The 11,885-nt window shown below is 67.0% G+C and carries 10 protein-coding genes; 8 read left to right on the forward strand and 2 right to left on the reverse strand.

What is annotated here, in order from left to right:
- Positions 1 to 36: 36 nt before the first annotated feature.
- On the forward strand, positions 37 to 372 hold the full coding sequence (locus tag ACZLHH_RS04335; RefSeq protein WP_049463434.1) for a hypothetical protein: 336 nt from the start codon (positions 37 to 39) through the stop codon (positions 370 to 372).
- Between the two features lie 84 nt (positions 373 to 456).
- Here the strand turns inward: ACZLHH_RS04335 and kbl are convergent, their stop codons facing one another.
- On the reverse strand, positions 457 to 1,665 hold the full coding sequence (gene kbl, locus ACZLHH_RS04340; protein ID WP_049463435.1) for a glycine C-acetyltransferase: 1,209 nt from the start codon (positions 1,663 to 1,665) through the stop codon (positions 457 to 459).
- 198 nt (positions 1,666 to 1,863) lie between these two features.
- Between kbl and ACZLHH_RS04345 the strand changes: the two genes are divergently transcribed.
- Entirely contained in the window at positions 1,864 to 2,559 is a 696-nt protein-coding gene (locus tag ACZLHH_RS04345) for a TorF family putative porin (RefSeq protein ID WP_049463438.1), read from the forward strand.
- Positions 2,560 to 2,745: 186 nt separating this feature from the next.
- Here the strand turns inward: ACZLHH_RS04345 and tdh are convergent, their stop codons facing one another.
- Positions 2,746 to 3,768 (reverse strand): L-threonine 3-dehydrogenase, encoded by a 1,023-nt coding sequence (gene tdh, locus ACZLHH_RS04350; protein WP_010483949.1) that lies wholly within the window; start codon positions 3,766 to 3,768, stop codon positions 2,746 to 2,748.
- Positions 3,769 to 4,081: 313 nt separating this feature from the next.
- On the opposite strand from tdh, the gene ACZLHH_RS04355 reads away from it, so the two are divergent.
- The 6 genes from ACZLHH_RS04355 to purF all read left to right on the forward strand — a co-directional run bounded on the left by ACZLHH_RS04355 (position 4,082) and on the right by purF (position 11,884).
- Positions 4,082 to 6,244 (forward strand): S46 family peptidase, encoded by a 2,163-nt coding sequence (locus ACZLHH_RS04355; RefSeq protein WP_049463439.1) that lies wholly within the window; start codon positions 4,082 to 4,084, stop codon positions 6,242 to 6,244.
- Positions 6,245 to 6,493: 249 nt separating this feature from the next.
- Complete coding sequence (locus ACZLHH_RS04360; protein ID WP_010483945.1) at positions 6,494 to 7,138, forward strand: histidine phosphatase family protein; 645 nt, start codon at positions 6,494 to 6,496, stop codon at positions 7,136 to 7,138.
- A gap of 41 nt (positions 7,139 to 7,179) precedes the next feature.
- Positions 7,180 to 8,451, forward strand: a complete 1,272-nt coding sequence (gene folC / locus ACZLHH_RS04365) for a bifunctional tetrahydrofolate synthase/dihydrofolate synthase (RefSeq protein ID WP_049463441.1) — start codon at positions 7,180 to 7,182, stop codon at positions 8,449 to 8,451.
- A gap of 81 nt (positions 8,452 to 8,532) precedes the next feature.
- A complete protein-coding gene (locus tag ACZLHH_RS04370; RefSeq protein ID WP_049463442.1) occupies positions 8,533 to 9,561 on the forward strand; it encodes an SPOR domain-containing protein in 1,029 nt (342 codons plus the stop codon).
- A 46-nt stretch (positions 9,562 to 9,607) separates the two neighbouring features.
- The gene (locus tag ACZLHH_RS04375) at positions 9,608 to 10,387 is read left to right on the forward strand and encodes a CvpA family protein (RefSeq protein ID WP_049463446.1); all 780 of its coding nucleotides are present in this window, start codon (positions 9,608 to 9,610) and stop codon (positions 10,385 to 10,387) included.
- Positions 10,388 to 10,417: 30 nt separating this feature from the next.
- Positions 10,418 to 11,884, forward strand: a complete 1,467-nt coding sequence (gene purF / locus ACZLHH_RS04380) for an amidophosphoribosyltransferase (RefSeq protein ID WP_032129068.1) — start codon at positions 10,418 to 10,420, stop codon at positions 11,882 to 11,884.
- Position 11,885: the final 1 nt, after the last annotated feature.

An 11,885-nucleotide genomic window follows, 5' to 3' on the forward strand; every position in this document is an offset into this window, starting at 1 on the left:
GCGTCTGGCTGCTGAATTTCCCGAACGGAGCCTGCCATGTACCACCCGACCCTCAACCAAACCCTGCGCTGCGCAGGCCTGCTGCTGCCGATGGTGCTGCTGACCGCCTGTGGTGGCCACAAGAAGGTGGCCAAGGCGGAAATGCCGGCCGAGACCCCGGTGGTGGAAGTGAAGACCCCGGAGCTGGATGGTCGCGGCAGCTACCGCTTCCTGATGAGCAACGGCGACAAGAAGATGACCGCCGACGAGTTCGACGCCTGGATGAAGGCCAACGGCATCCGCGTTGCCAAGGGCAACGGCCAGGATGCTGCCGCCAAGCCGGTGGTGGTGGCCAGCAAGGACGAGCCGAAGGGCAAGAAGAAAAAGAAGTGATGCCGGGAAGGTGCCGACCTCGGTCGGCACGCCCTCACGCCTGGTAGGTGCCGACCTTGGTCGGCACGCTTTGGCCGGTGGGGATCAACCCTTGATCACGCCCAGCTCGACACCGATGCGGGTGAACGCATCGATCGCGCGGTCCAGGTGCTCGCGGCTGTGCGCAGCGCTGATCTGGGTGCGGATGCGCGCCTGGCCCTTGGGCACCACCGGGAAGAAGAAGCCGATCGCGTAGATGCCTTCTTCGAGCAGGCGCTCGGCGAACTTCTGCGCCAGCGGCGCGTCGTACAGCATCACCGGGCTGATCGGGTGCACGCCCGGCTTCACGTCGAAACCGGCGGCGACCATCTTTTCGCGGAAGTAGCGGGTGTTCTCCACCAGGGTGTCGCGCAGGTCGTCAGCGGCGGCCAGCATCTCGAACGCCTTGATGCCGGCGGCCACCACATGCGGCGGCAGCGAGTTGGAGAACAGGTACGGCCGCGAACGCTGGCGCAGCAGCTCGATCACCTCGGCGCTGGCGCAGGTGAAGCCGCCCATTGCGCCGCCCATGGCCTTGCCCAGGGTGCCGGTGATGATGTCGATCTTTTCCAGCACGCCCTTCACTTCGGCCGAGCCGCGGCCGGTGGCACCGAGGAAGCCGGTAGCGTGGCATTCGTCGATGTGCACCAGCGCGTTGTACTTCTTCGCCAGCGCGGTGATCTCGTCCAGCGGCGCAATGAAGCCGTCCATCGAGAACACGCCGTCGGTGGTGATCAGCTTGGTCTTGCAGCCGGCGGCATCGGCGGCCTGCAGCTGGGCTTCCAGGTCGGCCATGTCGCAGTTGGCGTAGCGGAAGCGCTTGGCCTTGCACAGGCGCACGCCGTCGATGATCGAGGCGTGGTTCAGTGCATCGGAAATGATCGCGTCGTTCTCACCGAGCAGCGGTTCGAACAGGCCGCCGTTGGCGTCGAAACAGGCCGCGTACAGAATGGTGTCCTGCTTGCCGAAGAAGTCGGCAATCTGCTTCTCCAGCTGCTTGTGCAGGTCCTGGGTGCCGCAGATGAAGCGCACCGAGGCCATGCCGAAGCCGTGGGTATCCAGCGCATCCTTGGCGGCCTGGATCAGGTCCGGATGGTCGGCCAGGCCCAGGTAGTTGTTGGCACAGAAGTTCAGCACCTTGCGGCCATCCTCGAGGGTGATCTCGGCCGACTGCGGGCTGGTGATGATCCGCTCGGACTTGAACAGGCCCTGGGCGCGGATGGCGTCCAGTTCCTCGGCGTAGTGGCGGGTCAGGGCGGAGGAGGCGTCGGTCATGGCGTGGGCACGGCTCTGAACGGGGAAACCGTTGATTCTACCGGGCTACGACGGCCTTCGACCGGGCCGGGCAGGGCACCGCCACGGGTGGCACATGTTGCATCGCAATAGCAAACGGGTTAAAAATTCGTGAACCGTGCCTGTCTGGCGCCGGTTGCCCGCTCCCCCTTCCCGCCCCCGCCACCCTCGGAGACGCCCATGAAGCACGCCCGTGCCTGCCTCGCCATTGCCGCTGCCCTGACCCTGGCCGCCCCGTTCGCCGCCTGCGCACAGGAAAACGAATCGCCGTACAGCTGGAACGTCACCGCTGTTTCCGATTACCTGTTCCGTGGTGTGTCGCAGACCGACGAGGATCCGACCCTGCAGGCCGGTTTCACCTACACCAGCCCGGTTGGCCTGTATGCCGGCGTGTGGGGTTCGGGCGTGGACTTCGGTGCAGGTGATCCGAAGACCGAGGTCGACTACCTGATCGGCTACGGCGTGGACGTCACCGAGCGCGTCAACGTCGACGTGCTGCTGAACCGCTACACCTACCTGAAGTCCAGCCACCAGAACTACAACGAGCTGATCACCACCACCACGCTGGATGACACCTACAAGCTGACGGTGGCCTACACCAACGATGTATGGAACAGCAGCACCGATGGCTGGTACTTCGGCCTGGGCGGCAGCTGGGGCCTGCCGAAGGACTTCACCCTGAATGCCAACGTCGGTCGCAGCACGTTTGAAGACGGCATCGCCAAGGATTACACCGACTGGAATGTCGGCGTTGAGCGCCAGTTCGGGATGGCCAAGGTCGGCCTGGGTTACTACGGCACCGACGGCAACGGCCGCGACAACTCCGGCAAGCTGGCCCACAGCCGCGTGATGCTGAGCGTCGCCGTCGGCAAGTAACGCCGCAGGCGTTACGGTAGGTGCCAGGCTTGCCTGGCACGCTTTACGAAAAAGGCGCCCAATGGGCGCCTTTTTCAATTCCAGCAGCATGCCTTACCCCGGCTGGGGGAGAGCCCCCTTGTTGTTCAAGGGGGCGCGCCGACGGCGCGGGGATAAGGAGACCTGCGGGGGAATTGACCCGAAGGGTCAATTCCAGCTGAGCACGACCTTGCCGGCCTTGCCTTCTTCCATCAGGTCGAAGCCCTTCTGGAAGTCGTCGATCGGCAGCTGGTGGGTCATCACCTTGCCGAGCGGGAAGCCGGACAGCACCAGCTGGGTCATCTTGTACCAGGTCTCGTACATCTTGCGGCCGTAGATGCCCTGCACGGTCAGGCCCTTGAAGATGATCTTGTCCCAGTCGCAGCCGGCGCCCTTGGGCATGATGCCGAGCATGGCGATCTTGCCGCCGTGGTACATGCAGTCGAGCATGTCGTTGAACGCGCGCGGGTTGCCGCTCATTTCCAGGCCGACGTCGAAGCCCTCCATGTGCAGCTCCTTCATCACGTCCTTCAGCGACTGGTTGGCCACGTTGACGACGCGGGTGGCACCCATGTCGGCGGCCAGCTTCAGACGGAAGTCGTTGACGTCGGTCACCACCACGTTGCGCGCACCGATGTGCTTGCAGATGCCGGCGGCGATGATGCCGATCGGGCCCGCGCCGGTGATCAGCACGTCTTCACCGATCACGTTGAACTCCAGCGCACAGTGCGCGGCGTTGCCGTACGGATCGAAGAACGCGGCCAGCTCGGACGGAATCTGGTCCGGGATCGGCCACAGGTTGCTGGCCGGCATCACCATGTACTCGGCGAAGGCGCCGTTGACGTTGACGCCGATGCCGACGGTGTTCGGGCACAGGTGCGGGCGGCCGCCACGGCAGTTGCGGCAGTGGCCGCAGACGATGTGGCCTTCGGCCGAGACGCGCTGGCCGATTTCATAGCCGGTCACGGCCGAGCCGAGTGCGGCGACGCGACCGACGAATTCGTGGCCGATGGTCAGGCCCGGCTTGATGGTGCGCTGGCTCCACTCGTCCCACAGGTAGATGTGCAGGTCGGTGCCGCAGATCGCGGTCTTCTCGAGCTTGATCAGGACCTCGTTCGGGCCCGGGGTCGGAACCGGAACTTCTTCCAGCCAGATGCCCTTGGCCGCTTCGCGCTTGACCAGGGCCTTCATCGTTTGCTGCGCCATCGGGGTGGAACTCATCAGGGGGAAAGCGCGGATTATAGGGTGCCGCGCGGATTTCCCATGTTGCGCTGCGGGTGCAGTGGCGGAACGAAAGGCGTGCGCCGGCGGGCGTTTCGAACGTGCTGCGAACAGCAGCGTCTCCCTGGTTCGGGGGAGGGTGACCACGCCCCCTCTGGACGATTTCCGTGTGCGCGGCCCACGTGCGCGTGGCAGAGCAAGAAGCAGGCCCATGACTTCCGGGGTTCGGGCCGGGGCAGGGCGGCGGGCTACAATCGAAGGTTCCACTACCAGGGGCCGCTCCATGCGCTCGAACCTGCTTGCATTCTCCATCGTCGCCAGCCTTGGGCTGGCCCAGGTCGCCCATGCCGCTGAAGGCATGTGGGTGCCGCAGCAGCTGCCGGAAATCGCCGGCCCGCTGCAGAAGGCCGGCCTCAAGCTGTCCCCGGAACAGCTGGCCAACCTGACCGGCGACCCGATGGGCGCCGTCGTCGCCCTCGGCGGCTGCACCGCCAGCTTCGTCTCGCCGCAGGGCCTGGTAGTCACCAACCACCACTGCGCTTATGGCGCCATCCAGCTGAATTCGACCGCGCAGAAGAACCTGATCAAGGACGGCTTCAACGCGCCGACCCTGAAGGACGAACTGAGCGCCGGCCCGAACGCCCGCGTGTTCGTGCTCGACCAGATCACCGACGTCACCGCCCAGGCCAAGGCCGCCATTGCTGGCGCCGGCAACGATCCGCTGGCCCGCAGCCGCGCGCTGGACGCCTTCGACAAGGCCCAGGTCGCCGCCTGTGAAGCCGATGCCGGCTTCCGCTGCCGCCTGTACAGCTTCTCCGGCGGCAACACCTACCGCCTGTTCCGCAACATGGAAATCAAGGACGTGCGCCTGGTCTACGCGCCCCCGGGCAGCGTCGGCAAGTTCGGCGGCGACGTCGACAACTGGATGTGGCCGCGCCACACCGGCGACTTCTCGTTCTACCGCGCCTATGTGGGCAAGGACGGCAAGCCGGCCGCCTTCGCCGCCGACAACGTGCCGTACCAGCCCAAGCACTTCCTGAAGTTCGCCGACCAGCCGCTGGGCGCCGACGACTTCGTGATGGTGGCCGGCTACCCCGGCCGCACCAACCGCTATGCACTGGCCGGTGAGTTCAACGAAACCGCCAGCTTCACCTACCCGTCCATCGCCAAGCACTACAACGCGGTGCTGAAGATGATCGCCGATGCCGGCAAGGCCGACGCCGACGTCAAGGTGAAGTACGCAGCGACCGCCGCCAGCATGAACAACGTGGCCAAGAACTACCTGGGCCAGCTGGAAGGCTTCAAGCGCATCGACGCCGCCGGCCAGAAGCAGGCTGAAGAAGCCGCCGTGCTGGCCTGGCTGAAGAAGCAGGGTGCTGCCGGCAAGCCGGCCCTGGCCGCCCACGCGCAGCTGCTCAAGCATCTGGATACCAGCAAGTCGACCCGCGAACGCGACCTGTTCGTCGGTCAGTTCAACAACACCTCGGCCGTTGGCGCGGCGATCACCCTGTACCGCCTGTCGATCGAGCGCAGCAAACCGGATGCCGAACGCGAAGCCGGTTACCAGGAACGCGACCTGACCACCATCGAAGGTGGCCTGAAGCAGATGGACCGCCGCTACGTGGCGAAGATGGATCAGCAGCTGCAGGCCTACTGGCTGGACCAGTACGTGGCCCTGCCGGCCGCACAGCGCGACAACGAAGTGCTGAACAAGTGGCTGGCCGGCAGCGATGCCGCTGCGGTGAAGTCGCTGGTGGGCAAGCTGTCGGGCACCGAGCTGGGCAGCCTGGACGCACGCCTGAAATGGTTCAAGGCCGACCGCGCCGCGTTTGAGGCCAGCAACGATCCGGCCATCCAGTACGCCGTGGCCGTCATGCCGGCGCTGCTGAAGCAGGAAGAGCAGAAGAAGATCCGCGAAGGCGAATCGCTGACCGCGCGCCCGCTGTACCTGCAGGCCGTGGCCGACTACAAGAAGAGCCAGGGTGAGTTCGTCTACCCGGACGCCAACCTGTCGCTGCGCATCACCTTCGGCAACGTCATGGGCTATGGCAAGGACGGCGTAAAGTACACCCCGTTCACCACCCTGGAAGGCGTGGCGGCGAAGGAAACCGGTGAGGATCCGTTCGATTCGCCGAAGGCGCTGCTTGATGCAGTCAAGGCCAAGCGTTACGGCGGCCTGGAAGACAAGCGCATTGGTTCGGTGCCGGTGAACTTCCTGTCCAACCTGGACATCACCGGTGGCAACTCGGGTTCGCCGGTGCTGGACGCCAACGGCAAGCTGGTCGGCCTGGCCTTCGATGGCAACTGGGAATCGGTCAGCTCCAACTGGGTGTTCGACCCGGTGATGACCCGCATGATCGCCGTCGACAGCCGCTACATGCAGTGGATCATGCAGGAAGTGGCGCCGGCGCCGCAGCTGCTGAAGGAACTGAACCTGGTCAAGTAAGGTTCGCGGTTCCGGGCGGTCCATCCACGCATGGCGTGGATCTACTGCCTGTACCGAGGGTAGTGCCGGCCGCTGGCCGGCAACCTCGACCAGATAGCCGGAGTTTCCGAAACCCCGCGACGCAGGTCGCGGGGTTTTTTCATGCCCGGCCCGGCCCGGTGCGCCGAACAGGTATCATCCCTGTTCCGCGTACTTCACAGGATGTGAACGAAACGCGGAAACCTCCTCCCCCCAGGACCCCTTGCACGCATGCGCATCCTGCTTGCCCGCCACGGCGAAACGCCATGGAACGCCGAAGGCCGCTACCAGGGCCAGATCGATATTCCGCTTTCGCCGATCGGTGAAGCCCAGGCCCAGGCACTGGGTGCCCGCCTGGCCTCGGTGGACATCACCCGTGCCGTCGCCTCGCCGCTGTCGCGCGCGCAGCGCACCGCGCAGCTGGCGCTTGGCGCCGCGCGTGCCGACATGCTGCTGACCGAGCCGGAGCTGCAGGAAATCGCCCACGGTGAGTGGGAAGGCCTGCTCGCCAGCGAGATCAACGAAAAGGATCCGTCGCGCCTGCAGGCCTGGCGCGAGGAGCCCGATACCGTGCTGATGCCCGGTGGCGAATCGCTGCGGCTGGTGCTGGAACGCAGCTGGCGTGGTCTGGCCCGTGCCACCGAAGGCCTCGGCGAGCACGACACCCTGCTGGTGGTTGCGCACGATGCGGTCAACCGCGTGATCCTGTGCAAGGTGCTGGGCCTGCCGATTTCCCGCCTGTGGACCTTCCGCCAGGCACCGACCACGCTCAACCTGCTCGAAGGCGCCGACCTGGACAGCCTGGAAGTGGTGCGCCTGAACGACTGCGCCCACCACACGCCGTTCTTCGGCGAAGCCAAGCACCGCGCACTCTGACCCGCCACACCGAACCACCTGTACCTGCTGGAAGCACTGCCGTGACGAACACCCCGACCACCCTGGCCGATTGGCTGGATTACATTGAACGCCAGCACCCGGCGACCATCGACATGGGCCTGGAACGCGTGCGCGCTGTGGCCACGGCGATGGGTCTTGGCGCGCCGGCCGGGCGCACCATCGTGGTCGGTGGCACCAACGGCAAAGGCTCCACCGTGGCCTTCATCGAGGCCATCGGCCGTGCTGCCGGTTGGAAGGTGGGTGCCTACACCTCGCCGCACCTGCTGCGCTACAACGAGCGCGTGCGCATCGACGGGCAGGACGTGGACGATGCGGCGCTGGTTGCTGCGTTCAATGCCGTCGAAGCGGCACGCGGCGACACCACGCTGACCTATTTCGAGTACGGCACGCTCGCTGCTTTGCAGCTGTTCGCCGACGCCGGGCTGGACCTGGCGGTGCTGGAAGTGGGCTTGGGCGGCCGCCTGGATGCGGTCAACATCGTCGACGCCGATGTATCGGTGATCACCACCGTGGACATCGACCATGCCGAGTGGCTGGGCGAGGACCGCGAAGCGATCGGCGCCGAGAAGGCCGGCATCATCCGTGGCTGGAAGCCGGTGATCCTGGGCGAGACCGATCCGCCGTCCAGCGTGCTGGCGCGTGCCTATCTGGTCGGTGCCAACGCGATCCGCGGCGGCAGCGATTACTTCTACGAGCCGATCGACGCCCAGCGCTGGCGCTGGCGCGACGTCGGCCTGCGCATGGAGCTGCCGACCCCGGCGCTGGCCGGCCCGATCCAGCTGGCCAATGCCGGTGCTGCCATCGCCGCCCTGCGCGCGCTGGACAAGCCGGTGCCGCGTGCTGCGTGGACCGCGGGCATCGCAGCAGCGCGTATCTCCGGCCGCATGCAGGCATTCGAGCGCGACGGCGTGCAGATCCGCGTGGACGTGGGCCACAACCCACAGGCGGCGGGCCAGCTGGCGCGTGCGCTGAAGGCCGAAGTGTCAGCCGGCCGCACCCTGGCGGTGTACGCCGCGTTGCAGGACAAGGACGCGGCGGGTGTGGTGCAGGCCCTGCAGGACGTGGTGGGCGAGTGGACCCTGGCCGGGCTGGACGGTCCGCGTGGACAGAGCGCCGCTCAGCTGCAGGCACGCCTGAGCGGTACGGTGGCGGCCAAGGCACCGCTGGCCGATAGCGTCGAACAGGCCCTGGCGCAGGTGCTGGCCCAGGCTGAGCGGGGTGACCGGGTGCTGGTGTTCGGCTCCTTCCATACCGCCGCTGCGGCCCTGCAGTGGCTGCAGGGCGACGCCTGATCCGCGTTCAGCCAACGCCGACGCCGGCCGGTCCGGCACCCGTATAATCGACGGCAATCTCCGGACAGTTGCCTGCCTCACGTGGATACGCCTCTGAAACAGCGTCTGATTGGTGCCATCGTGCTGGTGGCACTGGCCGTGATTTTCCTGCCGATGCTGGTCAAGGGACCCGCACCTGACAGCGGTGTCGCCAATGTGCCGATCGCCGCGCCGGATGCGCCGGCCGATGGCCAGTTCGAAACCCGTGAGCTGCCTCTGGTCGCCCCGGCCGGTGGTGCCACCGGCCTGCAGACCGGGCAGGCCAAGCCGCTGCAGGAGGCTGCCACGCCGGCTACGCCGCCGACCGTGGACACCTCGCCGGCAGTCGCCGCCGGCAACTATGCGGTCACCTTCGGTGCCTACGGCAGCAAGGCCGACGCCGATGCGGTGATCGCCTACCTGAAGCGCTCGCAGCTGCCGGGCTTCGCTGAAGCGGCCACCATCAACGGCCGCCAGGCATGGCGCGTGCGCGTTGGACCTTACGCCGACCGTGCCCAGGCCGAAGCGGCCCGCCTGCAGGCGGTGAAGATCCGTGCGGATGTGAAGGCCGAAGTGATCACCCTGGACGCGGCGGCCGGCAGCAGTGCCCCGGTTGCGGCCACCCCGGCACCGGCTGCGCCGAGCGCCAGCACCCCGTCCGCAGCTGTTGCGCCCTCGGCCAGCGGCAACCCGGTCCGCAGCGAAAGCCTGCCGCCGAGCACGCCAACGGCGACCGCGCCGCCGGCCGCCAAGCCGGAACCGCCGAAGCCGGCGCCGAAGCCCGAACCGAAGCCGGAGGCCACCGCCAGCAAGCCGGCGACGGTGCCGACCACACCGGCAGCACCGGCTGCCAGCGGCGTCGGCTTTGCCGTGCAGCTGGGCGCGTTCGGTCAGGCCAACGATGCCAATGCCCTGCGCGACAAGGTTCGTGCCGCTGGTTTCAGCGCTTTCGTCGAGCAGGTGCGCACGGACAAGGGAACCCTGCATCGCGTCCGCGTCGGGCCGGTGGCCAACCGCGCTGACGCCGAGCAGCTGAAGGCGCAGGTCGCCGCCAAGGTCGGCGTGGCCGGCATGGTCCGACCGCACCCATGACCCACGCGCAGCCCCGTTGCCAGCGCCGCCGAAGGAGAGGGGCGCCATGATCGACGTGGTGCTGCTGATCGTGATCGCCGCCTCGACCCTGCTGGGGATGCTGCGCGGCTTCGTCGGAATCGTCATCGGCACCCTGTCGTGGCTGCTGGCCGCGTGGGCGGCCTTCGCCTTCGGTAATGACGCGGCCCACTGGTGGGCCGCGCCGGCGGCCCCCGGAGGCGAGCACTTCGTCGGTGGCTACCTGGGGGTCGGCATCGGCGTGATGATCGTGGTCGCGGTGATCGGCATGGTCATCAAGGCCCTGGTCCACCGCAGCATGCTGACCAGCCTGGACCGCCTGCTGGGCGGGGTGCTGGGCGCGGTGCGAGGCGGCCTGATCGCCGCGGTCCTGCTGCTGCTGGGCAGCTTCACCCCGCTGACCGCCGAACCCTCGTGGCAGCGCTCGGCGGTGCGTCCGTTGCTGAACCCGACCGTGGCCTGGATGAACCGCAAACTGCCGCACTGGGAGGTTCCCGGGGGCGATCTGCTGCCCAAGGCCTTGCCGACCGACGCGCTGTCCCCATCTGCATTGATGGAGTTGGGCAAGAACGCAGGCGCCGGGTTGGGAAAGCCGGGCGCGGCAGGCGATAATGGCATCCTCAACCAGGTAGTGGCAGGCAGCGGATGGCTGCGGCCTGCGAAAGCGGAACAGGGCGATTCCTACGATCCGGCCGAAGTGCGCCCGGACGCTCCTGCACTGCCGGACAGTATCGAGCCGGGCGATCCGGCCAACGTCGACCGCGCGCGCGGCGACCACCGCGGCCAGGTACGGCCACCTTCCTTGTAACTGGGCACAGCCCAGCGGAGACCTCGCACCATGTGTGGCATCGTCGGAATCGTCGGCAACCAGAACGTCGCCGGGCAGTTGTATGACGGCTTGACCGTTCTCCAGCACCGTGGCCAGGATGCGGCGGGCATCGCCACCGCCAGCGGCAGCCGCCTGCGCGTGCAGAAGGCCACCGGCCTGGTCCGCGATGTGTTCGATGCCCGCACCATGTCCACCCTGGAAGGCAGCGTCGGCATCGCCCATGTGCGCTACCCGACCGCCGGTTCGGAAGGCATGGACGAGGCACAGCCGTTCTACGTCAATTCGCCGTACGGCATCGCGCTGGCCCACAACGGCAACCTGATCAACACCGAAGCGCTGCGCCAGCAGGTGTTCGAGCAGGACCGCCGCAACGTCAACACCGATTCGGACAGCGAAGTGCTGCTGAACGTGTTCGCCTATGAACTGGAGCAGCAGCGCCAGCTCAGCCCGGAAGCGGCCATCCGCGCGGTGGCCGGCGTGCACCGCCGCTGCAAGGGTGGCTATGCGGTGGTCAGCGTGGTGCTGGGCCTGGGCCTGGTCGCCTTCCGCGACCCGCATGGCATCCGGCCGCTGGTACTGGGCAAGCGCAGCCACGCCGAAGGTGACGAGTACATCGTCGCCTCCGAGTCGGCCGCGCTGGACGTGCTGGGCTTCCAGCGCGTGCGCGACGTGCAGCCGGGCGAAGCGCTGGTGATCACCGCGCGTGGCGAGCTGTTCTCGGAGATCTGCGCCGAGCCGGCCGAGCACACCCCGTGCATCTTCGAATACGTGTACTTCGCGCGCCCGGATTCGATGATCGACAACGTCTCGGTACACAAGGCGCGCATGCGCATGGGCATCAAGCTGGGCGAGAAGATCCTGCGCCTGCGCCCGGACCACGACATCGACACCATCATCCCGATCCCGGATACCTCGCGCGATGCCGCGCTGGAGATCTCCAACGTGCTCGGGGTGAAGTACCGCGAAGGCTTCATCAAGAACCGCTACATCGGCCGCACCTTCATCATGCCGGGCCAGGGCGAACGCGTGAAGTCGGTGCGCCGCAAGCTCAACCCGATCCACCTGGAGTTCCGCAACCGCGTGGTGCTGCTGGTGGACGATTCGATCGTGCGCGGCACCACCAGCCAGCAGATCGTGCAGATGGCCCGTGATGCGGGCGCGCGCAAGGTCTACCTGGCCAGCGCGGCACCGCCGGTGCGCTACCCGAACATCTACGGCATCGACATGCCGGCGGCCGAAGAGCTGGTCGCGCACAACCGCACCGTGGAAGAGATCGAAGCCCACCTGGGCTGCGACTGGCTGATCTACCAGGACCTGGAAGACATGGAAGCGGCGGTGAGCGAGGGCAACCCGGCGCTGCGCAACTTCGATTCGTCCTGCTTCAACGGCCACTACCCGACGGGTATCGAGCCGGGCTACTTCGAGCGCATCCAGCAGCTGCGTTCGGACGACGCCAAGCACAAGCGCCGCGCCTGAG

The organism is Stenotrophomonas sp. 28608_Sma (assembly GCF_056486185.1).